The organism is Amycolatopsis sp. NPDC098790 (genome assembly GCF_044759945.1).
Lineage (GTDB): Bacteria > Actinomycetota > Actinomycetes > Mycobacteriales > Pseudonocardiaceae > Amycolatopsis.
Genome location: NZ_JBIWAI010000001.1, coordinates 988964 through 1011549, shown reverse-complemented (window position 1 = coordinate 1011549; position 22586 = coordinate 988964). Strand labels below are relative to the sequence as shown.

Below are 22586 nucleotides of genomic sequence, written 5' to 3'. Positions count from 1 at the left end.
GACCGGTAGTTTTCGCGGCATGAGATGGCCGCCCTGGGCAGGACGCGTGGTGCGCACCGCCGTCGTCCTCGTGTTCGTGCTCGGGGCGACCAGCGCGTCCTCGCGCTGGCAGCCCGGCGCGACGCCGCTGACGCCGCTCGGGGCCGCGTGGCTGGCCGCGACCGTCCTCACGCTGCTGTTCGTCCACCGCTTCCCGCTGACGCTCTTCCTCGTCGCGGCCGCCTCGGCGTTCGGCTACTACGCCTCCGGCCTGCCCGGCGGGCCGGTCATCCTGGTACCGACCATCGCGTTGTTCGTCCTGACCCGGCAGCGCGGGCCGCTCACCGCGGGCCTCACCGGCGCGAGCGCACTGGCCGCCGCGTATGTCGTGCACGTCGTCACGACCAGGTCGTTCGCGCTGGAGGCCGGGGCCGCGTTCCTCGTCGTCTGGCTGACCGCCGTCATCGGGGTCGGGACCGCCGTCCGGTACCAGCTCGACGCGCTCGCCGCCCGGCGCGAGCAGGCCGACGAGCACCGGCACCGGCTCGCCGAGCAGGAACGGCTGCGGATCGCCCGCGAGGTCCACGACGTCGTCGCGCACAGCCTCGCGATGATCAACGTCCAGGCCGGGGTCGCCGCGCACGTCGCCGACCGGCGGCCCGAGCAGGCGAAAGAGGCGCTGCTCAACATCAAGGCGGCCAGCGCGTCCGCGCTCAAGGACCTGCGCGCGACCTTGGCCGTGCTGCGCTCGGGGGAGGACAAGGCACCCGCGCCGAGCCTCGCCCAGGCCGCCGAGCTGCTGGACCACGCCCGCGACGCCGGGCTCACGGTCGACGTCCACGGCGAGGCGGGCGACCTCCCGGCCCCCGTCGACGCGGCCGCCTACCGGATCCTGCAGGAGTCGCTGACGAACGTCGTCCGGCACGCCGACCACCCCAACCGCGTCGACGTCCGGTTCGAGCGGAAACCGCGAACTTTCGTACTGAAAGTTCGCGACGACGGCCGTGGCACCGCCCAGCCGACGCCGGGCCACGGCCTGCGGGGCATGGGCGAACGCGCCGCCGCGCTCGGCGGGCGGTGCACCGCCGGGCCGGTCGACGGCGGTTTCGAAGTGTGCGTCGAGCTACCGATCGAGGGGGAAGCATGATCCGCGTCCTGCTGGCCGACGACCAGGTCCTGGTCCGCGCCGGGTTCCGCGTGCTGCTGGAGACCGAAGACGGCTTCGACGTCGTCGGCGAGGCGGGCGACGGCGAGCAGGCGGTCGCCGGCGCGGTCGAACACCAGCCGGACATCGTCGTGATGGACGTCCGGATGCCCGGGGTCGACGGCCTCGAAGCCACCCGCCGGATCACCGCGAACCCCGACCTCGCGAAGACGAAAGTGCTGGTCTTGACCACTTTCGACGTCGACGAGTACGTCTACGAAGCCCTGCGCGCGGGCGCGAGCGGGTTCCTGCTCAAGGACACCGAACCGGTCGAGCTGCTGCGCGCGTTGCGGGTCGTCGCGAGCGGCGAAGCCCTGCTCGCGCCGACGGTCACGCGCCGGCTGATCCAGGAGTTCGTCGGCCACCCGGAGAACCGGCGCATCGACACCAGCGCCGTCCGCGAAATCACCGATCGCGAGCGCGAGGTGCTGGGCCTGGTCGCGGGCGGCATGTCGAACGACGAAATCGCGGCCCACCTGGTGATCTCCACCGCGACGGCCCGCACGCACGTCAGCCGCATCATGACGAAGATCGGCGCGCGCGACCGGGCGCAGCTGGTGGTGCTCGCCTACGAGTCGGGGCTGGTCACCCCACGTGACCCCGCCTGACCCGGCGCACCACGCGGAACGCCCGGACCAGGAACACGACGGCGAGGACACCGACCAGGAGAATCCAGACCATGTCGCCTCCTCTCGGTCCCGATGCTCTGCTCAGAGGGCGTGTGAGAGGGGGACGGCGTTCACCGACACGGCTGAAGTCACACCTTCGGGCTAAGTGGTGGTGACTACCCGGCTATCCTCACCGGGTGCGACGTGCGTTGATCACCGGAATCACCGGTCAGGATGGCCAATATCTCGCCGAGCTGCTCCACGAGCAGCAGTACGAGGTCTTCGGCCTGGTCAAGGGGCAGAACAACCCCCGGATCGACATGATCCGCACGGAGTACCCGTACGTCGAGATCGTCGAGGGCGACCTGCAGGACCTCTCCAGCCTGGTCGGGGTCCTGGAGCAGGTGCAGCCGGACGAGGTCTACAACCTCGGCGCGATCTCCTTCGTCGCGCTGAGCTTCAAGCAGGCCGAGCTGACCGCGAACGTCACCGGCCTCGGCGTGCTGCGGCTGCTCGACGCCGTCCGGATGGTCGGCGGCAGCCAGAACAACCCGATCCGCTTCTACCAGGCCTCCAGCTCGGAGATGTTCGGCAAGGTCCGCGAATCGCCGCAGACCGAGCAGACGCCGTTCTACCCGCGCTCGCCCTACGGCGTCGCGAAGGTGTTCGGCCACGACATCACCGTGAACTACCGCGACAGCTACGGCCTCTACGCCTGCTCGGGCATCCTCTTCAACCACGAGAGCCCGCGCCGCGGCATCGAGTTCGTGACGCGCAAGGTGACCAACGCGGTCGCGCGGATCAAGCTCGGGCTCCAGGAAAAGCTGATGCTGGGCAACCTCGACCCGCAGCGCGACTGGGGCTTCGCCGGCGACTACGTCCGCGCGATGTGGCAGATGCTGCAGCAGGACGAGCCGGGCGACTACGTCGTCGCGACCGGGCGCACGCACAGCGTCCGCAACTTCGTCGACCTCGCGTTCAAGCACGCCGGCCTCGACGACTGGGAGCGGTTCGTCGAGCAAGACCCGCGGTTCTTCCGGCCGGCCGAGGTCGACCTCCTGGTCGGCGACGCCACCAAGGCCCACACCGAGCTGGGCTGGAAGCCCGAGGTCGGGTTCGAGGACCTGGTCGCCATGATGGTCGACCACGACCTGCAGCTGGAGGCGCGGAAGGCCGGCATCTCGCTGCCATGATCAGCTACGCGCAGCAGGCCGAGGACGTCGTTCTCGCCCGCGTCTTCGCGGGCCAGGACTCCGGTCGCTATGTCGACATCGGTGCCGGGGATCCGCTCGTCGCGTCGGTGACGAAGCACTTCTACGACCTCGGCTGGCGCGGGATCAACATCGAGCCGATCCCGGCGAAGGCCCGGGAGCTGCGCGCGGCGCGGCCGGACGACCTGAACCTGGACGTCGCCGTCGGCGCGCGTCCGGGCACGGCGAAGCTGCACGTCGTCGAGAACGAGTGGGGCTGGTCCACGCTCGACGACGGGCTCGCCGGCCGGTACCGCGAGGACCGCGGCTGGCGCGTGAACACCGTCGAGGTCGAGCTGACGACGCTGGCCGCCGTCTTGGACGAGCACCCGGGCGCGGTCGACTTCCTCAAGATCGACGTCGAGGGCGCCGAGCGCGCGGTGATCGAGGGCGGCGACTGGACGCGGCACCGGCCGCGGGTGCTCGTCGTCGAGGCCACCGAGCCCGGGGCGGAGACGCAGACGCACGCCGAGTGGGAGCCGATGCTGCTCGACGCCGGCTACCGCTGCGGGCTCTTCGACGGCTTGAACCGCTTCTACGCGCAGTCCGACGACGCCGAAGCGCTCGACCGGCTGGCCGCGCCCGCGAACGTCTTCGACGACTTCGAGCGCTACGACGTCCTGCAGCAGGCCAAGGCGCTGGAAGAGCTGCGCACCGGCCGCGCGGCCGAGATCGGCTACGCCCGCCGCATGGAAGCCGAGCTGCGGGAGCTGCAGGAGACGCACCGGCGTGCCGCGGACTACCTCGCAGAAATCGAGCAGGCTCGGGTCGAGCAGGAGCGTCAGCGCACGCGGAACGCCCGCTACACCGCGGGCCTCGAAGCGCGGGTCGCCGAACTGGAAGCGCAGCTCGCGGCCGCGTCCGGCCGCATCGCCGAGCTGGAAGCCCGGCGGGACTGAGTCCTACTTCGGCAGGGCTGCCAACCGCCGGAGCACGACGTCCGCGACGGCGTCCAGGCCACACACGGCTTCGACGGCCGCCGCGGCCCGCTCGCCCATCGACGTCCGAAGCGCGGGGTTCCCGGCGAGCGTGCGCAGCCACTGCGCGGCCTGGTCGACGTCGGGTTCCGCCCACGGGTGCCCGAGCGGGTACGACGTCGTGAAACCGTTGGTGAAGCCGGGTTCGGCGTCCTTCGCGATGTACGTCTCGAAGCCCACGAGCGCGGCCGAGCCCGGCGGCATGAAGTCGAGGTTGCCGCCGTGTCCGGTGGTGACCACCGGCTTGCGCCGGGCCATCGCCTCGGCCAGGTCCAGCCCGAACGTCTCGAACCGGTGCAGCGAAAGGTAGACGTCGCAGGAGGCCAGCAGCAGCCCACGGTCCACTTCGGACAGCCGCTCGCCCAGAAGCGTCCCGCCGAGGGCGGTCACCTCGCGGTCGAGCCACGCCGCCGTCTCGGACTCGACGTCCAGGTCGATCGCGGCGACGGCCAGGTGCGCCCCGCCCGCCGGGAACGCCCGCCGGAACGCCGTGAGCGCACCGCGGATGTTCTTCCGGTCGAGGTCGGACGAGGTGTGGAACGTCGTGAGCACGACGAGGTCGTCGGAGGGCAGCCGGAACCGCGCGCGGTCGCCGGTGCCGTCGGCGGCCGGAACCACCTTCGGCACCACGGTGATCGGGACGTCCGTGCTCCCGCGCAGCAGGCCCGCGGCCAGCGCCGACGGCACCCACAGTTCGTCCACATCGGACAGCTGGGGGAGCCCGGTCGCGGGCACGTCCGGCAGCTCGCCGGTCCACCGCGCGATCGTGTAGCGGTCGAAGGAGTGCTTGGGGATCAACGGGAACTCGGCGGCGTCGACCAGCCACAGGTCGGCCGCGTAGTCCTTGCCGCTGCGCAGGTCGGCCAGCTCGCGCGGCACCTCGTACGGCCGGTCCGGCACGCGGGAGTTGAACTCCGTGAACGTCGTCCGCGGCAGCCGCTCGGCCAGCACGGACGCCAGCCGCCGGGTCGCTTCGGCGCTGACGCCGGCCGCGCGGACGTCGCCGAACATGTTGATGCCCGGCCGGTCCCGCGACGGCTTGACCGGCGGCGGTAGCGGCCCGCGAACGGCTTCGGCGGCGTCGCGGTAGGCCGCGGCGACGACCGGCCAGGACGCGTGCTGCCGGACCCACTCGCGCGCCTTGCGGCCCGCTTCGCGCGCTTCCTCCGGCCAGGACACGATCCGTTCGAGGTGCGCGACCAGCTCGACGGCTTCGCGCCGCGGGTCGATCGAGACCAGCCGGCAGAACTCCCGGTCGTAGTGCCGGTGCTGCGGCAGGTCGCTGGTGATGAACAGCCGGCCGAGGCCGTACGAGCGCATCATCACCGCGCTCGTCTCGCCCGCGGTCGGCCAGCGCAGGCCGATCAACGCGTCCGTCGCGACGATCAGGTCCTGGAACTCCTCGATGGCCGGGCTCGGGATGATCCGCACCGCGTCGCCGACGCCGAGCTCGGCGATCGCGCGGTGGACGTCGGCCTCGATGTCCTTCTCGCGCGCGTGCCCGACGATCAGCAGCTTCGCCTGCGGCCACCGGCGCCGGACCTGCGCGAACGCCAGCACGGCGACGCGGATCCGCTTGATCGCGGTGAACCCGCCGAAGATGCCGAACACGACGTCGTCCCCGGACCAGCCGAGCTGGGCGCGGACCGCCGGGCGCTTGTGGTCGTCGTCGATGACCGGCGCGGCCGAGGCCACGGTGAACACCGGCACCTCGGGGTAGCGCTCCCGCAGGTGCCGCGCGCGGAAGGGGTCGTGCACCAGCACCCCGCGGCTGGCCGAGACGATCCGCCGTTCCAGGCTCATCGCCTGCCGGTCGAGGTGCTTGACGCCGTCGACGTCGACGGCGGGCCAGCCGAGCACCAGCGCCGGGTCCGCCGGGTCGCCCCAGATCGGGCCGTGCGCGTAAGAGAGCTCGTCCTTGAACGCCGTCGACTCGATGCCGCCGTGGTAGCTCAGCGAGAAGTCCAGCAGCGACGGGTCGTGCAGCACCACCAGCCCGGGCACCGCGAGCGCCCGGTGGTAGATCCACTCGTGGAACTCGGTGTTGTTGCCCATCTGGTAGATGTCGACGGCGTCTTCGGAGTCGTCGACGTCGTCCGGGCCCAGCAGCGGAACGGGCGAGCGGGCTTCGCCGGGGTACCGGCCGACCGCGGACACGTCCGCGATGCCGGCCATCGTCTCCAGCAGCTCGAAGCTGTAGTCGGCGATGCCGCTGCGCTCGGGCGGCAGCGGCGTCCACATCCGGTGGCGCACGGCCGTCACCGCCACGCGAGCAGGCAGTACCGCTCCCGCCCGCCGGGTGCGGTGACCGGGATGTCCGCCTCGCCCGGCTGGCGGACCTCGACGTGCGAGAAGCCGGCGGCCTCGGTGAGGAACCGCAGGAAGTCCGGGTGCACCGGGCGCTGCGCGAACGGGTCGAGGTGGAAGTCCGGGCCCGCCAACGGCGTCTCGACGACGAGCGGCGCGCCCGGCTGCAGCGCGGCGGCCGCGAGTTCGGCGAACCGCGCCAGGGCCGCCGGTTCGAGCCGTTCGGCGAACCGGAACGCGGTGATCGCGCCCAGCGAACCGGGGGTCGCCTCTTCGAGCAGGCGCATCGGGTCGGCGTCGGCCACCTGGACGTCCACGGCCGCGCACTGCTTGCGCACCAACGCGTTCGGCGACGCCGTCCGGTACCGGATGTCCGCCGCCGCGAGCACCTCCAGCCAGCCGCCGCGGCCGGGGGCCATGTCCAGCACCGCGCCGGTGGCACCGGACTTCCGGGCCTCCTCGATGACCGGCAGGTACGCGCGCACGGCGTCCCGCGCGCGTTCGGCGGACCCGTCGAGCAGGGCTTCGACGGCGATTTCGAGGAACGAGTCACGACCCGGCACCGCTTCGGCCGGCTGCGGGGTCTCCGCGTCGCGGCGGGAGCGGTCGAGGAGCAGGTCGACCTGCACGTTCCGCAGCCGGACCTGCTCGGCCGCGGCCAGCAGCCGCTCGAGCTGCGCCTCCAGCTCCTTGAGCCGGGACTCGACGCCGCCGGAGTGTTCCGCGGACTCGGTGACCTGCATGGCCAGGCCGGACAGCTGGGCCTGCAGCCCGCCGACCGCGCTGTAGAGCCGCTGGTTGAGCCCGGCCGCGAGGTTCTGGTCGTTGCGGTACAGCGATTCCAGCTCGCGGTGCAGCGACTCGGCGCGCACCAGCTCGCCGCGTTCGCCCAGCCAGCGCTGGAAGTGGCCTTCGGCCGCGCGGACTTCGTCGGACAACGCGCTGACCGCGTCGCGGGCCGCCAGGTTCGTCTCGACCTGCCACTTCAGCTGCCGCCGCCACAGGAACCGCAGCGCGAGCCGGCCGAGCAGGTCGGTGCGGCGCAGCGGGAGGTGCAGGTTGGCGTGCTGCTCCAGGCGGTCGAGAGCGTCCGCGACACGGGCGTGAGACATGCGGTGGTCCATCTGTCAGTGGGTCAGCGGATCGGGCGGGCCGCGAGCTCGCCCAGGACGTTGTCGACGACCTGCGGCGCCAGCAGGCCGAAGTTGCCGGACGCCAGGGTGCGCTCGGCGACCTCGATCGCCACCACCTTGTTGTCGGCGAACATCTTGCCGACGGTCTTGCCGGTGTCGGCGAGCAGGGCGCTGTGGTGCTGGGCGGTCATCTGGCCGAAGGTCGCCGCGAGGTAGGGCAGCGCGCGGTAGGTGAAGGAGTCGCCGAGCAGCGCGACCGAGCCCTGGTAGGTGCCGGTGCCGCTGGCCGACTGCAGCTTGAGCGGGGCCTTGAGGTCGCTGAGGACTTCGCGGGTCTGGTCGCGCTTGCCGTCGGTCAGCACCTCGTAGTGGCGCCCGCTGGTCTGGCCGGTATGGCCGATCAGCGGCGGCAGGTCGGCCGCCATCTGCCACGGGTCGCTCGGCTTGATCACCCAGGACGCGGTGCTGCCCGGGCTCATCGCCTCGGCCAGCGAGCGGGCCATCAGCATGCCGCCCTCGTCCGACCAGTGCGCGTCCTGCGGCCCGTACACCGGCGCGCCGACCGCCTGGCCTTGCGCCTCGAGCCCGCTTCGCAGGTCGAGCACGGCGTTGTCGGCGTCGACGCGCTGCCAGAACTCCGCCGCGGTCCGCTCCCGGCACTCCTTGCCCGCGTAGTTCGCCGGCAGGTACTCGGGCGCGATCGTCGTCTTGTCCGGCGCGATGACCACGATGAACTGGCGGCCGGACGCGCGGACGCCGTCGCGCAGCCGGTCGAGCTCGGCCATGGTCTGGTCCAGCGGCTTGCTGAGGTTGCAGTGGCTGGCGATCTCGTCGCCGAGGTACAGCCAGCCGCTCTTGCCTTCGAGGACCTTCGGGTAGTTGACGACCGGCGCGGGCGTGCTCGGCTGCGCCGGGATCGGGCCCTCCGGGGCCTGCGGCTGCCCGCCGAGCGGCGGGGCCTCGCCGAAGAGGCCGCGGCTGAGGCCGTCGGCCGCGTGCACGGCCTGCTCGCGGAACGCGAGATGGTCGGTCGCCCACTGGGCCAGCTGCGGGAAGAACGACCAGCCCTGCCCGATGCTCGGAAACTCCGTCAGCGCGCGGTTTTCGAACTGGCCGGGGTGCACCCCGGCGATCGACGCGAGCACCGGCGTCGCGAAGAACACCGCGGCGCAGGCCAGCGCGACGGCCTGGCGGCGGCCGTGGCGCGGCCGGTGCAGGGCGTGTTCGCGGGGCAGGAAGGCCTCGTGCACCGGGGGCAGCGCGCGCGAGGCCTGGGACGTCTTCTGCTGGGTCATGCCGGCGGCCGGGGGTCGTCGGAACGCCGCGCCTCGAGCCGCTCGATGCGCGCGTTCTGCTGGGCGAGCTCGGCCTCGAGGATACCGAGCCGCCGGTCCTGCGCGGTGGCTTTCTCGTCGATCGTGCCCGCCAGCCCGCTGATCGCCTCGCCGGTGCTTTCGGTGAGCGTCCGCAGGATCCGGCGCTGGGTACCGTCGTAGTGGCTCAGCGCCCGCCGGATCGCGCGGCGGAACACCGGTGCCAGGGGAAACCGGTGCGGGCTGTCCGGATCGGGCTGCCACTGCAACGCGGCTTCGGCGCGGGCGAGCGGCGAATCGGGCCCGCGGCCGGCCTCGCCGGGATCGCGTCGGCGCCAACTCGCGTACGCGGCGCGGAGTTCGGTCTCGACCCACGCGGCGGCGACGTCCATGGATCGGACGCGCAGCACGTGGGCGCGGGCGGCTTCGCCTCGGCGCCGGGCTTCGGCGGGGTCGTCCGCGACCTCGCGCATGGCCTTCGCGGCGGCGTCGAGGTCGGGGTCGGCCCACAGACCCTCGGGCTGGTACGGCGGCCAGCCCTCGCCTACCTCGACCATCCGGTAGGGGACCGGCCAGCCGGTGCCGTCGTGGAAGAACTCCGTGGTGCTGGAGTAGTCGGTCGCGATCACGGCCAGCCCGCGCACCATCGCCTCGGCGACGGTCAGCCCGAAGCCCTCGCTGCGGTGCAGGGAGACGTAGGCGTCGCTCGTCGCGTAGAGGCTGTTCAGCTCTTCGAGGCTGAGGTAGGTCTCCAGCAGGTCGATCCGCTTGTCGTCGCCGATGACGTACCGCAGCCGCTCGACGGCGGCCGCGTGCAGGTGCCCGTTGGTCGCCTTGATGACCAGCCGCACGTCGTCGCGGCCGGGGAACGCGCGCCGGAACGCCGTCACCACGCCCCACGGGTTCTTGCGCTGGCCCGTGCTGTTGAAGTCGAAGGCGAACAGGAACCGGACCGGGTCGCCCGGCTTGCGCGGGACCCGCTCCGGCACACCGGGGTCGAGCACCGGCATCGGGAACGTCTTCACCGGCACCGGCGAGTGCGGCTCGATCGCGCGGCGGGTGAAGTCGCTGATCGCCCACACCTCGTCGACCAGGTCGAAGCCGCCGTGCATCGACACCGGGAAGTCTTCGAGCTCCCAGGCCCACAGCCCGATCCGGTAGCGCCGGTGCCCGAGCTCCGGGTGGCTGTCCAGCAGCAGCCCGGTGTAGTCGGAGTTGACCGCGAGGATGCTGACCGGGAACCGCGGCCGGCTCACGGTGTCCGGCTCGGCCAGCCCCGTGCGGACCGCCGCCGACAGCGACCGCGACTCGACGACCGACACCACCGGGATGCCCGCGGCGGCGACCGCGCGGTGGATGATCCGGCCCATCTCGCCCAGGCCCAGCTCGGCGGTCAGGTACCCGGAGACGTTGACGCCGAACTCGTCGACCGGCCCCGGCACCGGGGGCGGCTCGGTGGGCAGCGCCCAGCCGGGCAGCAGGCCTTCGTCGATCCCGTGCGTGGCGCACCACTGCCGGAACGCCGGGCCGTCCGCGTGTTCCGGCTTGCGGAACGCCGTCTGCAGGTCGATCCGGCTCGCCCACAGCCACAGCGCGAGCCTGCTGAGCCCGGCCGAGCGGGCCATCGGGGAGCCGGGGGCGCGCAGCCAGTCGCGGAAGGCCTCGCCGCGGTCGTCACCGAACGGCGGGGGCGGGATTTCGTCGACGACGGTGGGCGCGAACTGCGCCGGGGTCGTCGCCGCGCGGTGCGCCCGCAGCCAGGTGTCGCGGTAGAGCGTCCGCATCGGCTTGGTCAGCGGCGTGCCGTCGGGCAGCTTGTCGAAGCGGTACGGGACTTCTTCGTCGGTGTGCCCGGCATCGACCAGCTGGCCGGCGTAGTCGTCGCACAGCTTCCGCAGCACCGGATCCGCGGAGAGGACGACCCGCGGGCGCACCGGGCACTGGCTGCTGAGCAGCCACGGGCGGTCGGGGTCGAAGCCGTAGAAGTTCAAGAACCGCAACGGAGTTCCACCCGCGGTCACGCGGCCGTCCGGACCCTCGGCGAGCTTGCGTTCGTGCAGGTTCCAGAAGCCGGCGGCCACGCCGAGGTCGCGCGTGACGACGTTGCGGTAGAGCGCCGGGACGCGGTCGAAGAAGTGCTCGACCGGCGGCGAGGGGTGCGAAGGCGGCGGGACCGGCGCGTACCGGCGGCCGTCCGCCCAGGCGATCAGGAACGGGCGCGCGCCCTTGCCGACCGCGACGAAGTCGTCGTGGAAAGCGCTGTCCGTGGCGTCGCGGCCGGGTTCCAGACCGTCCTGTGGGAGCGGGGCGAGCACCCGCGGCGCCAGCACGACGTCGTGTTCGGCGGCCTGCGCGGTGAGCTCGGCGAAGGGAGCGAAGACGCGGATCTGCGAGCCGAGGTACACGGCGACGTCGGCGTCTTCGAGGATCTGGTGCAACAGCAGGGGTTTGACCGCTTCGACCAGCTCCGACGCGGAGAACCAGGTGGCCATCCGGTGGAACTCGTCGCGGTCGAGGTCGAGCCAGTCGCCGCCGACGACGCGGCAGCCGTCCTCGGTGGCGCTGCCGGTCCCGTCGACGACGAGCACGAGGAACCCGTGGCCGGGGTGGTGCGCCCGGTAGGTCCGGGCGAGCACCCGCGCCGACGGCAGGCCGGCCCGGGTGACCACCGTGCAGGCGGTGGTCACCCGGCCGGCGCGCTCAGCCATTGGCCGGCAGCTCCGCGAGCTGGGCCGCCAGGATGTCGTCGAACACGCCGCTGATCTTGGCGAGGTCCGAACCCGACACCTCGATGCGCACGAGCGTGCCCTTGTGCACGTAGTGCGCGCGGATCACGGCGGGGAAGTCCGCGGACTTGGCGAACTGCGACGCCTTGACGCCGTCCGGCACGTCACCGGTGTACGGCTTCATCGTGAACTTGGTCTGCAGCTCGGCCAGGTCGTCGCGGGCCACGGTCGCGGCGCTGCTGGACGACGTCTGCGCGGTGAGCACCAGCGCCTTGACCGTGTCCGGCAGGCCGGCGGCGGCCATCCGCACCTTCGAGGCACCCGCGGTCTTGTAGACGGCGTTCTCCTCCGGGGTGAGGAACCCGGCGCGCTCGACGTCCGCGAACGTCTGGATGTCGGTCTTCTCGCCGGGCGGGGCCGGCAGCTTCGCGATCTCCAGGTCGTCCTTCGGCCGGACGGTGCTGGTCGGCGGGGCCGGCGACGACGAGCTCGCGACCGGCGGGTTCGCCTGGTTGCCGGAGTCCTTGCCGAAGATCAGCCAGCCGCCGACGCCGAGCGCGGCGACCACCACGACGGCGACCACGGCGATGACGACCTTCTTCTTGCCGCCGGACGACGTCGTCTCGAACGTCTCCGGACCCTGGCTGACCCACTCCGGGCCCGGCGCCATCTGCGGGTACTCGCTGGCACCCCACGGCGGGGCCGCGTTGCCGCCGGTGTTCCACGGCTGCTGCTGCGGGGGCTGCTGCTGCGGGAAGCCGCCCGAGGTCGGGCCGCCCGGCCGCAGGCCACCGGAGGCGACCGCCTGCGGGGGCACGCCCGGCACGGCCTGCGTGCGCTCGGCCGAGTCGTTCGACCACGGCGGCTGGTACGGCGGCGGCTGCTGCTGCATGCCGGACACGACTTGGGTGCGCTCGGCGCCCCCGGAGGCGTCGGCGCTGCTCACGATCTGCGTCCGGTCCGCTTCGGAGCCGCCCGGTTGCTGCTGGTGCGGCTGCCCCTGCGGCGGGCTGACCGGGGTGATGATCTGGGTGCTGTCGGCCGATCCGCCGCCCTGCGGGGCCTGCTGGGGCTCGCCGTTCACCGCGGAGGACAGCACGGCGTCTCGTCGAGCCCGGTAGTCGTCGGCCGAGATCTGGCCGGCGGCCAGCTCCTCGTCCAACCGGCGAAGTTCCTCCTGCCAGGACAAACCTGCCCCCCTTCCTCGTCGCAAACCCGTGCTCGCAGACTCACGCACATTCTGCACGCAGCGCCGACCGGTGCCGTGGCCGAGGGTCGTTTCGTGACCGCGACCCGGCCGATGTGCGCGTGCTGTCCGGATCAGCCGGGCGGGAGGACCGCGCGCAGGTCCTCCAGCACCTGGCCCAGCCGGGCGGTGAGGGCCTCGTCGCCCAGCTTCTCGGTCTGTGAGACCCCGACGTTCACGACCATGCCGCCGGAGGTGTACCAGGTCGCCCTGACCTGCGTGTCGCCCGTCGTGGCGACGGCGGTGCGCAGGTCGGACTGGACCGCGTTGAAGCCGTTGGAGAGCGCGCTGGTGTAAAGCGCTTCCACGGCGGCTTCGGCGTTGGTCGGACCCGGCATCGGCGCGACCATCAGCAGGTTGCTGCCCGCGTCCACGGCCGAGCCGCGGAAGACGACCTCGGTGGCGCCGTTGCGGCGCAGGAGGTCGGCCGTGGGCCGGGGGAACACGCCGAGCTCGACCGCGCGGTCGAGCGACATCGTCGAGTTGGCGGAGTTCTGCGTGCCCGGCAGCTTCGGCAGCCGGTCCTCGACCCCGCCGAGCAGGCCGGAAGCCGACGTGCTCGGCACGGTGACGGGCCCGCTCGCCTGCCCGCCGGGTTCGTCGTCCGAGCCCAGCCACATCGTGACGCCGACGACCATGACCAGCACGAGCAGCACGCCGAGGCCGACGAACAGCCAGGTGGGCTTGCGCGCGGGGTCGTTCCAGCGGTGCTTGCCGCGGGCGTCGTCCGGCTCCTGGCCCGCGGGCGGGGCCGTGCCCGTGTCGATGGGCGGGAACCGGCTGGCCGCCGAGACGCCCGGTACCTGACCGTCGACGGCCAGGTAGCGGGTCGGGGTGATGTCGGCCGGGCTGGGCGCGGTCGTCATGTGGTCGGGGATCGGCGGCACCGCGTTCGTCGCGGGCGTCTGGAACGAGCGCGGCCCGGCCGGCTGCTTCGGCGGGCGCGCCCACGGCACCTCGACGCGCGCGGGCGGCGGCGGTGGCGGCGGCGGCGACCTGACCGGGTTGACCGGCGGCACCGGGTTCGCCGCCGGGTTCGCGCTGTGCCAGGAGGGACGGCGCAAGGGCGCGGGCACCGGTGACGGCACGGTGGACCCGGACGCCTGCGCGAGCAGCTCTTCACGCTGCTTGCGGTGCGCCGCGGGTTCGATCCGGCCGGCCGCCAGGTCCGCGTCGAGACGGCGCAGTTCTTCCTGCCAGCTCATGGTTCCGACCCCCATCCACCGTTCGGGGCATCAGTCTGGCACGCGCGGCCGACCTGCGAGGTTGCGTTTTGAAGTTGATCGGCAACGTAGCGCACGCGACGCCGTTTCGGGAGTCCTTCCCGTGGGCACCGATCACGAGGAGGCGATCGAGAGGGGACGTAGTTGATCACCGACGAGCACGCGCGGGCGCTCCCGGCCCGCGTGCGCACCGGTCGCGGGCACGCCCGGGAAGGCGTTTTCGCCGTGCTCACGGGGTTCCTGCTCGCCGCGGTGTTCAACCTCCCGGTCGTGCTCCATCCGAAGTCGACAGTCGCGGGCGAACCCGGCGACCCGCTGCTGCAGGCGTGGCAGCTGGCGTGGCAGCACCACTTCGTCACCTCCGGGGGTGACCTGTGGACGGGCAACACGCTGTTCCCGGCGACCGGCAGCTACGCCTTTTCGGACTCCCTGCTCGGTTATCTCCCGCTGAGCTTCTTCGGCGACGGCCCGTACGCCGCGCTCCTGCGCTACAACGCCGCCTACTTGATCGCGGGCGCGCTCGCCTACGCCGGCGCGTACGTGCTCGTCCGCCAGCTCGGCGGCAGCCGGCCGGCCGCGGTGCTGGCCGGCCTCGCGTTCGCCTGGGCACCGTGGCGGCTGAGCCACGCGAGCCACCTCAACATCCTGTCCACCGGCGGGATCGCGCTGGCGCTGTTCGCACTCGCCAGGGGGCACGGGTTCTCGCTGCGGCACGGGTGGCGCCCCGAGCTGTCCCGGCCGTGGTGGGCGTTCGCCGGCTGGGTGGTCGCGGCCTGGCAGATCAGCCTGGGGTTCGCGATCGGGCTGCCGTTCGCCTACCTGCTCGGCGTCGTCGGCGTGATCCTGGTGGTGACGGCGGTCCGGCAGCGGCGCCGGTTCGGCACCCGCGCGGCGGTCGCCGACGGCGCCGGCATCGCGGTGTTCGCCGTCGTCACCTACCTCATGACCATCCCGTACCGCCGGGTCGTCGACCAGTACGGCTTCACCCGCTCCTGGCGCGAGGTGCAGCAGTTCTCCCCGCCGCCGCAGGGCCTGCTCGCCGCCCCGACGGAGACGTGGTTCTGGCAGCACGGTCCGTTCAACCTCAAGAGCGGCGTGTTCGCCGACCCCGCGTGGCTGTCGGCGACGGGCGCGTCCGAGAAGCTGCTGTTCCCCGGCCTGGCCCTGCTCGTGGTCGCGGTGGCGGGCTTGTTCGTCAGCGCGTGGCCGGTCCGGGTGCGGGCCTGGCTCGGCGCCGGCGTCGTGATCGGGACGGTGTTCGCGCTCGGCGCGCAGTTCTTCGGCGGGTACTTCACCTACTACGTGCTCTGGCACTTCCTGCCGGGCTGGGACGCGCTGCGCACGCCGGGCCGGCTGATGCTGTGGGTGATCCTGCTGCTGGCGCTGCTCGCCGCGGGCGCGGTGACGAGGTGGGGCGAGCTGGTCCGCGAGCGCCAGGACGCGCCGTACCTGCGCGCGCTGATCGGCGTCACGCTGCTGCTGGCGCTGCTCGAAGGCGTCCCGGCCGAGCCGCACTCGTCGCCGGCGGGCATCCCGCCCGACCTGGCCCGGACGTTCCAGGGGTCCCCGCCGCCGACGTTGATCCTGCCGGTGCGGCAGGGGCTGGGCGAGTTCAGCGAGTACGTCTACCAGCTCTGGTCGACCGACGGCTTCCCGTCGCTGGTCAACGGCCACAACGGCCTGCTGCCGCCGCAGTACGGCGAGATCGTCCGGGCGACCAGGACGTTCCCGGACGCGCGCAGTGTCGCCGTGCTGCGCAAGTACGGCGTCGGGCAGGTCGTGCTGCTGAAGGCCGCGGCCGCGGACGGGCCGTACGCCCAGGTGCTGACCCGGCCGCTCGACGGGCTGGGCATCACCCGCACCGACTCGACGGACCTCGTCACGTTCACCTTGCGCTAGTCACCTTCTCGGACGCCGAAACTGTCGTACATATGTTCTAAAATGGGCGTTGTCCAGGGGAGATGCCGCCCGCGTCCGCGGGTGGCGTGATGGAGGAAGGCAGGGCCATGGCCTACATCACCCTGTCCACGTTCGTGGGCTACAGCGCGAGCAACGGACCGTCGCGGTCGTCGTTCGTCCGGCGGCAGCGCCGGCAGTACGAGGACCCGGCACGAGCCGCGTTCAACTACTACCGGCGGGCGGCCAACGCCGTGCGGTCCGGGCGGGCGGCGGGGCAGGACGCGACAGCGTTGCGCGCGCTCGTCAACGCCGCCGACGACCGCACGAAACCGCACTACGCGGCGATCGCCGAGGGCTGGCTGCGCTGGCTCGGCCGGAAGTCGCCGCGGCTGGTCGAAGTCGGCCGCGGCCGGTGCCGGATCGGCGACCTCGAGATCGGCGTCAGCCCGCAGATCGGGCTGCGCAAGAGCGACGGCCGCCGGTACGCGACCTGGCTCTACTTCAAGGAGGAGCCGTTGGCGAAGGACTCCGCGCAGCTCGCGCTGTGGGTGCTGGAGCAGGCGATGCCGGACCTCCTGCCGGGCGGGCACGCCCTGGTGATCGACGTCCGGCGGAGCAAGGAGTACCAGCTCTCGGCGCGTGACCGCGAACGATTGCGCCCGTGGGCCCGAAGCGAGGCTTCGGCGTTCTTGACGCTCTGGGACGCCGCCTGAGCCGGGGAGGCGCCGGGCCCGCCCGGCGCCTCCCCTAGCATCGCCCCCGACGTTCAGGGGGGCGACGATGCGAGTGGTCGCGGGGCGGTACGCGATCTCGGCCGAGCTGGGCCGCGGCGGCATGGGCGTCGTCTGGCGCGCCGAGGACAGGGTGCTCGGGCGGCCGGTCGCGCTCAAGGAGCTGGCCACGCCGCCGGGCACGAACCTCGAGCGGGTCATGCGCGAGGCCCGAACGGCGGGGCGCCTCAACGACCCCGGCGTCGTCACGGTGTACGACGTCGTCAGCGAGCGGGGCGCCACCTTCATCGTCATGGAGCTGGTCGTCGCGCCGACGCTGGCGGACATCATCGAGCGCGAAGGGCCGCTCGACAACCGCCGCGTCGCCGCGCTCGGCCTGCAGGTGCTCGGCGCGCTGGAGAGCGCGCACGCGGCGGGCGTCGTGCACCGGGACGTCAAGCCCAGCAACATCATGGTGCTGCCCGGCGACCGCGTGAAGCTCGCCGACTTCGGCATCGCGCGGGCGATGGACGACCCGTCGCTGACGCAGACCGGCGGCGTCATGGGCTCGCCCGGCTACATGGCACCCGAGCTGTTCGCCGGGGCCGGGCCGTCGCCGGCGGCGGACCTCTGGTCGCTCGGCGCGACGCTCTTCCACGCCGCCGAAGGCCGCGCGCCCTTCCAGCGCACCACGACGGCCGCGACCCTGCACGCGATCATGTACGACCAGCCCGTGCTGGAGCGCACCCGCGGCCCGCTCGCCGACGCCGTCCGCGGGTTGCTCACCCAGTCCGCTTCGGACCGGCTGACCGCGCCGCAACTGCGGCGGCTGCTGGAAACCGCGCGCACCGGCGTTCCGGCACCGCCGTCGCGGACCGCGTGGCTCGCCACGCCGTCACCGGCCACAGTGGACAGTCCGTCGAAGGGGAAGCGCCGCCTGCCGCTGGTCCTGACCGGAGTGGCGGTCGCGGTGATCGCGGCGCTCGGCGCGATCTTCCTCCTCAAGCCGGACCGCACCACGCCCGCGCCCGTCGCCGCTCCCGCGTCGACGTCCGCGACGCCGGCCACCACCACTCCGAAGCACAGCACCAAGAAACCCACGCCGTCCCCGAGCACGTCCGCGACTTCTGCCACGCCGTCGTCGTCGACCGCGGACAAGCCGCACCCGGCCGAAGTACCGCTGATCCGCTACCACCAGTCCGACGGTGGCCACTTCAGCGGAACGAAGAAAGTCTCCCCGCCGTCCGGGTTCACCAAGGAGGGCGTCTTCGGTTCGCTCGTCGAGAAGGCCGAGCCGGGTACGCGGAAACTGTTCGCCTGCAAGGTGAAGGACCACAAGGACTGGTTCACCTCGACCGACCAGAGCGGCAAGTGCGAAGGCCAGCAGGCGCTCGGGCTGCTCGGCCACATCTACGCGAACCCGCCGTCCTGGGCGGGCGCCCGCGCGCTCTACCGCTGCAACGCGGGCGCGAGCCACTTCGACTCGCTCGACGCGGGGTGCGAGGGCAAGACCAAGGAGTTCCTGATGGGTTACGTCGTCGTCTGAAGCACCTCGGCCACCAGCTCCGGCCGCGTGACGAACGGGTGGTGCGCCACCGGCAGCTCGACGACGTCGGTCGCACGCGCGCTTGGCGTCGTTGCGTCTCCGGCAGCGTCGCGCGGTCGTCGGCGCAGACGAGGTAGGTCGACGGGACCTTCCGCCAGGCGGCCGACGTCACGGGCTGGCCGAAGACGGTCTCGTTCTGCGGCGTGAGCCGGGCGGCCGCACCGGCGTAGGTGGTGTCGTCGAAGTCCTGGGCGAACAGCGGCCGCACGAACTCCTCCCGGACGCTCGCCGTGCCGTCGCCGTGGCTGACGTGCCAGGGCGGCGGCTCGCTGCCGCCGAAGTCCGCGAGCGCCTCGCCGACGTCCGGCAGGAACGACGTCACGTAGACGAGCCGGCGGACCGCGGGGTGGTCACCCGCTTGTGTGATCACCATCCCGCCGTAGGAATGTCCGACGAGCAAAGCGGGCTCGTCGGAGGTGTCGAGCAGCGCGCGAAGGGCCTCGGCGTCGTCGTGGAGATCGCCGCGCGGCTCGCGTTCGCAGCTCGGCAGCACCACCGCTGAGCTGCGCAAACCGTGTCCGGCGAGGACGTCCGCCGTCGGCTGCCACCACCAGGCGCCGTCGCGGACGAAGGCACCGTGGACGAAGACGATCCGCATGGTGACAATCTGGCAGAACCCACCCGGTCGAGTGACACAGTTCGCGGCGAGCGGACGAGGACTGGACAAACCGGAGGGCGAACACGAAGCTTTCGCGTGTTCTTCCGTGCCCGGCCGAGTCAGAGGTCGTAACAGTGAATGCTGCCTGGGAAGCCGTCTCCCGCGTCGCCGACGAACCCGCCTGGTACTGGGTGTACGACAAGCTGGCGTTCTGGCCGAGCACCTACGCGCACGCCTGGCCGGGTTTCCGCGAGCCGGCGCCGTCGCGGACCTGGGACCTTTCGCCGGGCGACCTGGACCGCGCGTCGGCCGAGTTCCGCCTCGGCCCGTACGCCGTCGAAGAGCACCAGGTCGCGGCCATCGCGCTCGCCGCGTTCCGCGAGGTCTGCGGCCCGGACGGCTGGATGTGGGCCCTGCACTGGCAGCACCAGTCGTTCCGCGTCCGCCCGCACCGGATGACCGACGGCGCGCGCTGGCCGGTGCCGGTGTTCCCGCGCGCGGACTACCACCTGTTCCTGGCGTCGGACTTCTCGTTCGGCACGCTCGGCCACCCGTGGGAGCGCACGCTCTGCGTGTTCGGCGACAACCTCGTCAAGGCGTTCGAGAAGCACGGCGAAGGCGTCCTGACGAACGTGCTGCGCCGCGACGGGAAGCCGTCCGCGCTGGCCCGCTGAGGTCCTTGCTACCGTTCTGCGGGTGTACGAATACCACGGCTGGGTGACCATCCAGGCGACCGCGAGCGGCGACGACGACGCGGCGCTCCTGGAGCGCCTGGTCGACCGCGTACACCGCGCGATCCGCGACGCGGGTGACTTCGACCTGGTCGACCTCCGCTGGAGCGCGGGCATGCCGATGCTCCACCTGGCGGGCTTCGACAAACACGGCGGCCCCGGTCTGGAGCTCCTCGACCTCTTCGCCAGGGTCGGCGAGCTGGCCGCGGGCTCGTACGGCCTGCTCCACGTCTGGGACGACCAGGACACCGAGCACGACAACGAGTTCCGCGTGTACCGCATGGCCCGGGGCCAGGTGACGGAACGCGAAGACCCGCACCTGACCCCGGTCGCACCGACGGTCCTGGACGTCTACGAGCTGTAGCCGGCCGCCTTCCGCACCTCGGCCGCGAGTTGTCCACACCCGCTCGCGAATGTGGACAACACCGCCGGTTTCCGCTCGTCCCGGGCTTTTTCGTCCGCCCCCGCCGATACGCTGGAAGCGGGGACGCCCCCCAGGGAGGGCGGGGGCTGCCTACGCGCGGGGGTTGGCGCGAAGTCGAGCCTGCTGCTTGCTGCTCTCCGATTCTCGCCGTCGGGCAACCTGGCCAGGTGCGGTGCGGGTGGGCCGGATGGCATGAACGACTCTTTCAGCGCGTCGGACGGCATGAAAGAGTCGTTCATGACGTTCGGTCGAGGCGTCGCCGTACTCCCTGGCGGCTTTTGGCTGGTAGCCGCTCGTTGTCCACAGCCCCGCTGTGATGTGGACAAGCGGGCCGCCGGGAGGGCCATTCACCCGGTTCCGTCGGTCGGCGCCGATAGACTGGACCGGGGTCAGCCCCCAGGGATGGGTGGGGTTTGCTCGTCGGGGGTGGGCAGGGGAATTTCGGCGAAGCCGGGGTGCTGGGCGGTCCTCCCGAAGTGCCGGTGCCGGCAGGGAAGTCATGAACGAACGACTCGTTCACCTCGCCCGATGTCAGGGCTCCTGGACGTCTTGAATGAGTCATTCAGGACCTCCGAGGTCCTGAATGACTCATTCAAGACGTTTGGCGGGACCCCCGGTCACGCCACCGCGAACTTTGCCGAAGCCCTGCCAGGAAGGGCGGCGGCTGCCTACGCGCGGGGGTCGCAGAAGGACCCCGCCCAAAGCCGTCGACCTGTGGCCCGATCGCAACCGGGGCTGAGTAGTACTGCTCAAGACACCCGCCCAACCCCGGCGAGACCCTCGTCACATGACGAAATCCGGAACGGCGTCCCCCACCACCACGGCCTTCTACATCCAGGCGGCGCTCTCCTTCGGCCTGGCGCTGGCAGCGGTCATCGGCGGCATCGCGTACCTGCCCGTCGACGGCTGGATCCGCGGGTTCCTCGCCCTCGGCGCGCTCTACCTCGTCACCTCCACCTTCACGCTCGCCAAGTGCGTCCGCGACAGACAGGAGGAGACCTCCGTGGTCTCCCGCGTCGACCAGGCCCGGCTCGACAAGCTCCTCGCCGAGCACGACCCGTTCAAAACCCCTGCCGTCTAAGGACAGCTAGTGGCGCGGCACCCGCGGCCGCCCGCCCGGCTCCTGCTTCGGCGGCTTCTGGTCCGTGCCCGGGAACGTCGGCGCCGGCAAGTTGGCCTGCTCGTAGCGCGAGAGCGTCAGCGGGCCCGACGTGTCCGGCAGCACCGGTGGCTTCGCCCTGTGGTCGTCGAAGCGGAACGCCGAGGTCATGTCCCCGAAGGTGCGGCGGCGCCAGCCCGAGATGTTCGGCTCCGCCACCCCGGTCACCTTCTCCAGGAACCGCAGCGTCGACGTGTGGTCGAAGTTCTCGCTGCACACCCAGCCACCCGCGGTCCACGGCGAGACGACGATCGCCGGGACGCGGTAGCCCGCGCCGACCGGGAGGCCGTTGCCCGGCGTGCCGCCCGGCGAGGTCTTCGTGACGAACTCGCCGGGGGTGCCCGCCGGCGGCGTCGGCGGGACGACGTGGTCGAAGAGGCCGTCGTTCTCGTCGTAGTTGAGGATGAACACCGTCTTGGCCCAGACGTCCGGGTTGGCCGCGATCGCGTCGATCTTCGAGGCGACGAACGCGGCACCCTCGGCCGGCGTGTACTGCGGGTGCTCCGACGCCGTCGACGTGCAGATGATCCACGAGACCGTCGGCAGCTTGTCGTTGCGCGCGTCGTACTCGAACTGGCCTTCGGGCCGGTGGGTGAGGCCGTTGACCGCGAGCGGCGAGTCCGCGGGTGCGTTCCGGAAGTTCGCGAACTGCTCGAGCATGTTGCAGCCGTAGGTGTCGCTCTGCTCGTACACCTTCCAGCTGACGCCGGCCGCCTGCAGCCGCTCCGCGTACGTCGTCCAGGTGTAGCCGCCGGCGGGGGCGTGGTTGTCGAGGATCGGGCCGCCGTGCTCGCCGTCGGGGTCGATCGTGCCGGTCATCCACATCATCCGGTTCGGCCAGGTCGGGCCGAACACCGAGCAGTGGTAGGCGTCGCAGATGGTGAACGCCTCGGCGAGCGCGAACTGGAACGGCAGGTCCGCGCGGTTGTGGTAGCCCATGACGTACGGGCCGTTCTTGCCGTCGGCCTTGCGGTGCGCCGGCAGCCAGTTGTCCATCTTGCCGCCGTTCCAGGCGTCGTGCTGGACCTGCCACGCGTGCGACGTCGACGGGATCTTCTGCGCGTTGGTGGCGTGGGTGTCCAGGTGGAACGGCAGCGCGTACCCGGCGGGGTTCTCGGCGTCGGGCTGGTAGAAGACGGACTTGCCGTTCGGCAGCTTCGCCGCGTGCGGGTCGCCGAACCCGCGGACGCCGGAGAGCGTGCCGAAGTAGTGGTCGAAGGACCGGTTCTCCTGCATCAGCAGCACGACGTGCTCGATGTCCTTCAGCGAACCGTGCTTGGGGGCGCCCTGGGCGAGCGCGCGCTGGACGTTCGGCGGCATGAGGGTGGCCGCGGCCGCGGTGGCGGCGACCCCGGCGGCGGAGCCGAGAAGACGGCGACGAGTCAGTTCGGTCATGCCCAGCACCATCACGCCCGAGCATCACCCGAAGAGGTGGCATCGCGAAAACTCGGCCGGAACACCAGATGAAAACAGTTGCCGAACCGGCACGAACC

General features: G+C 72.1%; 17 protein-coding genes and 1 pseudogene. 10 read left to right on the top strand and 8 right to left on the bottom strand.

Annotated elements, in window-relative coordinates:
* The first annotated feature begins 19 nt into the window (after window positions 1-19).
* The 4 genes from ACIQWX_RS05090 (at window position 20) to ACIQWX_RS05075 (ending at window position 3940) form a co-directional block, all read left to right on the top strand.
* Window positions 20-1126, top strand: a complete 1107-nt coding sequence (locus ACIQWX_RS05090) for a sensor histidine kinase (RefSeq protein WP_400865744.1) — start codon at window positions 20-22, stop codon at window positions 1124-1126.
* Window positions 1123-1791: a response regulator gene (locus ACIQWX_RS05085; RefSeq protein ID WP_400865741.1), complete on the top strand. Its 669-nt coding sequence runs from the start codon at window positions 1123-1125 to the stop codon at window positions 1789-1791. Before ACIQWX_RS05090 ends, ACIQWX_RS05085 begins: the two co-directional genes overlap by 4 nt.
* Before the next feature lie 197 nt (window positions 1792-1988).
* Window positions 1989-2984: a GDP-mannose 4,6-dehydratase gene (gene gmd / locus ACIQWX_RS05080; RefSeq protein ID WP_400865738.1), complete on the top strand. Its 996-nt coding sequence runs from the start codon at window positions 1989-1991 to the stop codon at window positions 2982-2984.
* On the top strand, window positions 2981-3940 hold the full coding sequence (locus tag ACIQWX_RS05075) for an FkbM family methyltransferase (protein WP_400865735.1): 960 nt from the start codon (window positions 2981-2983) through the stop codon (window positions 3938-3940). The genes gmd and ACIQWX_RS05075 overlap by 4 nt, the downstream gene beginning before the upstream one ends.
* 3 nt (window positions 3941-3943) lie before the next feature.
* Here ACIQWX_RS05075 and ACIQWX_RS05070 read toward each other — a convergent pair whose 3' ends face one another.
* From ACIQWX_RS05070 to ACIQWX_RS05045, 6 genes are all read right to left on the bottom strand, one after another.
* Window positions 3944-6286: a glycosyltransferase gene (locus ACIQWX_RS05070; RefSeq protein WP_400865732.1), complete on the bottom strand. Its 2343-nt coding sequence runs from the start codon at window positions 6284-6286 to the stop codon at window positions 3944-3946.
* Window positions 6277-7437, bottom strand: a complete 1161-nt coding sequence (locus ACIQWX_RS05065; protein WP_400865730.1) for a hypothetical protein — start codon at window positions 7435-7437, stop codon at window positions 6277-6279. Before ACIQWX_RS05065 ends, ACIQWX_RS05070 begins: the two co-directional genes overlap by 10 nt.
* 23 nt (window positions 7438-7460) lie before the next feature.
* Complete coding sequence (locus ACIQWX_RS05060; protein WP_400865727.1) at window positions 7461-8753, bottom strand: hypothetical protein; 1293 nt, start codon at window positions 8751-8753, stop codon at window positions 7461-7463.
* On the bottom strand, window positions 8750-11479 hold the full coding sequence (locus ACIQWX_RS05055; protein ID WP_400865724.1) for a glycosyltransferase: 2730 nt from the start codon (window positions 11477-11479) through the stop codon (window positions 8750-8752). Before ACIQWX_RS05055 ends, ACIQWX_RS05060 begins: the two co-directional genes overlap by 4 nt.
* On the bottom strand, window positions 11472-12686 hold the full coding sequence (locus tag ACIQWX_RS05050; RefSeq protein WP_400865721.1) for a hypothetical protein: 1215 nt from the start codon (window positions 12684-12686) through the stop codon (window positions 11472-11474). Before ACIQWX_RS05050 ends, ACIQWX_RS05055 begins: the two co-directional genes overlap by 8 nt.
* A gap of 131 nt (window positions 12687-12817) precedes the next feature.
* On the bottom strand, window positions 12818-13948 hold the full coding sequence (locus tag ACIQWX_RS05045; RefSeq protein WP_400865718.1) for a hypothetical protein: 1131 nt from the start codon (window positions 13946-13948) through the stop codon (window positions 12818-12820).
* 162 nt (window positions 13949-14110) lie between these two features.
* On the opposite strand from ACIQWX_RS05045, the gene ACIQWX_RS05040 reads away from it, so the two are divergent.
* From ACIQWX_RS05040 to ACIQWX_RS05030, 3 genes are all read left to right on the top strand, one after another.
* Window positions 14111-15865, top strand: a complete 1755-nt coding sequence (locus ACIQWX_RS05040; RefSeq protein ID WP_400865715.1) for a hypothetical protein — start codon at window positions 14111-14113, stop codon at window positions 15863-15865.
* Window positions 15866-15972: 107 nt separating this feature from the next.
* On the top strand, window positions 15973-16578 hold the full coding sequence (locus ACIQWX_RS05035) for a hypothetical protein (protein WP_400865712.1): 606 nt from the start codon (window positions 15973-15975) through the stop codon (window positions 16576-16578).
* A gap of 67 nt (window positions 16579-16645) precedes the next feature.
* On the top strand, window positions 16646-18121 hold the full coding sequence (locus ACIQWX_RS05030) for a serine/threonine-protein kinase (RefSeq protein ID WP_400865710.1): 1476 nt from the start codon (window positions 16646-16648) through the stop codon (window positions 18119-18121).
* Window positions 18122-18257: 136 nt separating this feature from the next.
* Here ACIQWX_RS05030 and ACIQWX_RS05025 read toward each other — a convergent pair.
* Window positions 18258-18779: pseudogene (locus tag ACIQWX_RS05025) on the bottom strand (alpha/beta fold hydrolase); the annotation flags it as partial.
* Window positions 18780-18913: 134 nt separating this feature from the next.
* On the opposite strand from ACIQWX_RS05025, the gene ACIQWX_RS05020 reads away from it, so the two are divergent.
* The 3 genes from ACIQWX_RS05020 (at window position 18914) to ACIQWX_RS05010 (ending at window position 21015) form a co-directional block, all read left to right on the top strand.
* Window positions 18914-19453: a DUF2716 domain-containing protein gene (locus tag ACIQWX_RS05020; protein ID WP_400865707.1), complete on the top strand. Its 540-nt coding sequence runs from the start codon at window positions 18914-18916 to the stop codon at window positions 19451-19453.
* Window positions 19454-19475: 22 nt separating this feature from the next.
* A complete protein-coding gene (locus ACIQWX_RS05015) occupies window positions 19476-19874 on the top strand; it encodes an immunity 7 family protein (protein WP_086676128.1) in 399 nt (132 codons plus the stop codon).
* An 847-nt stretch (window positions 19875-20721) separates the two neighbouring features.
* On the top strand, window positions 20722-21015 hold the full coding sequence (locus ACIQWX_RS05010) for a YiaA/YiaB family inner membrane protein (RefSeq protein ID WP_400865704.1): 294 nt from the start codon (window positions 20722-20724) through the stop codon (window positions 21013-21015).
* A 6-nt stretch (window positions 21016-21021) separates the two neighbouring features.
* Here the strand turns inward: ACIQWX_RS05010 and ACIQWX_RS05005 are convergent, their stop codons facing one another.
* The gene (locus ACIQWX_RS05005; RefSeq protein WP_400865701.1) at window positions 21022-22488 is read right to left on the bottom strand and encodes a phosphocholine-specific phospholipase C; all 1467 of its coding nucleotides are present in this window, start codon (window positions 22486-22488) and stop codon (window positions 21022-21024) included.
* Window positions 22489-22586 lie beyond the last annotated feature (98 nt).

Excerpts from the sequence above, each read along its gene's own strand:
- ACIQWX_RS05005 (WP_400865701.1), bottom strand. The coding sequence starts at position 22,488 with ATGACCGAACTGACTCGTCGCCGTCTTCTCGGCTCCGCCGCCGGGGTC.
- ACIQWX_RS05055 (WP_400865724.1), bottom strand. The coding sequence starts at position 11,479 with ATGGCTGAGCGCGCCGGCCGGGTGACCACCGCCTGCACGGTGGTCACC.
- ACIQWX_RS05060 (WP_400865727.1), bottom strand. The coding sequence starts at position 8,753 with ATGACCCAGCAGAAGACGTCCCAGGCCTCGCGCGCGCTGCCCCCGGTG.
- ACIQWX_RS05090 (WP_400865744.1), top strand. The coding sequence starts at position 20 with ATGAGATGGCCGCCCTGGGCAGGACGCGTGGTGCGCACCGCCGTCGTC.
- ACIQWX_RS05035 (WP_400865712.1), top strand. The coding sequence starts at position 15,973 with ATGGCCTACATCACCCTGTCCACGTTCGTGGGCTACAGCGCGAGCAAC.
- ACIQWX_RS05075 (WP_400865735.1), top strand. The coding sequence starts at position 2,981 with ATGATCAGCTACGCGCAGCAGGCCGAGGACGTCGTTCTCGCCCGCGTC.
- ACIQWX_RS05065 (WP_400865730.1), bottom strand. The coding sequence starts at position 7,437 with ATGTCTCACGCCCGTGTCGCGGACGCTCTCGACCGCCTGGAGCAGCAC.
- ACIQWX_RS05085 (WP_400865741.1), top strand. The coding sequence starts at position 1,123 with ATGATCCGCGTCCTGCTGGCCGACGACCAGGTCCTGGTCCGCGCCGGG.
- ACIQWX_RS05045 (WP_400865718.1), bottom strand. The coding sequence starts at position 13,948 with ATGAGCTGGCAGGAAGAACTGCGCCGTCTCGACGCGGACCTGGCGGCC.
- ACIQWX_RS05010 (WP_400865704.1), top strand. The coding sequence starts at position 20,722 with ATGACGAAATCCGGAACGGCGTCCCCCACCACCACGGCCTTCTACATC.
- ACIQWX_RS05030 (WP_400865710.1), top strand. The coding sequence starts at position 16,646 with ATGCGAGTGGTCGCGGGGCGGTACGCGATCTCGGCCGAGCTGGGCCGC.